Genomic DNA, 1,017 nt, shown 5'->3' with positions numbered 1-1,017 from the left:
GAGAAGGTGCGCGGCCCGCTGGCGGTGGGATGCCTGCTGACCTTTGCGCAAATCGTGCTGCCGGCGCTGCGCATGCGGTTCGAACGCGCCTATCCCGATGTGCGCGTGCGCCAGTTCGAGCGCAATCAGGGGCAATTGCTCGAGATGCTGCAGCGCGGTGAAATCGACCTTGCCTTGACCTACGATCTCGAACTGTCGCAGGACATGACCTTCGAGCCGCTGATGCTGGTGCCGGCGTACGTCATGCTGCCGGCGGGGCATCGCTTCGCGGCAAAGGCGTCGATCACGACGGAGGAGCTGGCCGACGAGCCGATGGTTCTGCTCGACCTGCCGTTCAGCCGCGAATATTTCCTGTCGGCGTTTCACCAGCGCGGAATCCGGCCCAACATTGCCGAGCGCACCGGTGACATCGCCGTCATGCGCTCCATGGTGGCCAACGGCTTCGGCTACGGCATCGCCAATATGCGGCCGCTCAACACGCTGGCGCCGGACGGCAAGCCGCTGGTCTTCGTGCCGCTGGACGGCGATCTGCGGCCGCTGACCATGGGCGTCGCCTTGCCCAGTTCCGAACACCGCACGCAAACCGTCCAGGCGTTCATCGACCACTGCCGGCATTTCGTCGTCGAGCAAGGCGTGTTCGGCGCCGAGCGGGCTGTCGGCCAGGCAGCACTTCCACAGAAGTAGCCCCGGTTAAGCCAACTGCTGGTCGGCAAGCCGCTGCAGCAATTTTTCCAGCATGCCATCGCAACGGCGCATCTGCTCGACGCTGACGAACTCATCCGGCTTGTGTCCCTGCGCCATCGATCCCGGTCCGCACACGACCGTCGGCGTGCCGAGATCGCGGCTGAACAGGCCGCCCTCCGTGCCGTAGGCAACCTTGATGGTGTTGTTGGCGCCGGTCAGCGATTTGATGAAAGCGACGGCTTGCGAACTGGCCGGCGTGTCCAGGCCGGGATAGGTGTTGGTGATGTCGATGTCGATTGCCGCCTCAGGCGCGATGGTCGAGGCTTCGGAAGC

Annotated in this window: 2 protein-coding genes; one reads left to right on the top strand and one right to left on the bottom strand. The window is 64.7% G+C overall.

The window, feature by feature from the left end; genetic code table 11:
* Positions 1–684 (top strand): LysR substrate-binding domain-containing protein (locus EOC06_RS19895; RefSeq protein WP_245469818.1); only part of this gene is annotated, 684 nt, incomplete at its 5' end.
* 6 nt (positions 685–690) lie between these two features.
* On the opposite strand, the gene EOC06_RS19890 is transcribed toward EOC06_RS19895, so the two are convergent.
* Positions 691–1,017, bottom strand: a 327-nt coding sequence (locus EOC06_RS19890) for a M20/M25/M40 family metallo-hydrolase (protein WP_128308585.1), incomplete at its 5' end; no start/stop codon positions are given.

Origin of the sequence: Mesorhizobium sp. M7A.F.Ca.MR.362.00.0.0, from assembly GCF_004023175.1 — a bacterium.
In the GTDB taxonomy this organism is placed as follows: Bacteria; Pseudomonadota; Alphaproteobacteria; order Rhizobiales; family Rhizobiaceae; genus Mesorhizobium.
Note: the sequence above shows the minus strand (reverse complement) of the source record. Positions and strands in the feature narration are given on the sequence as shown.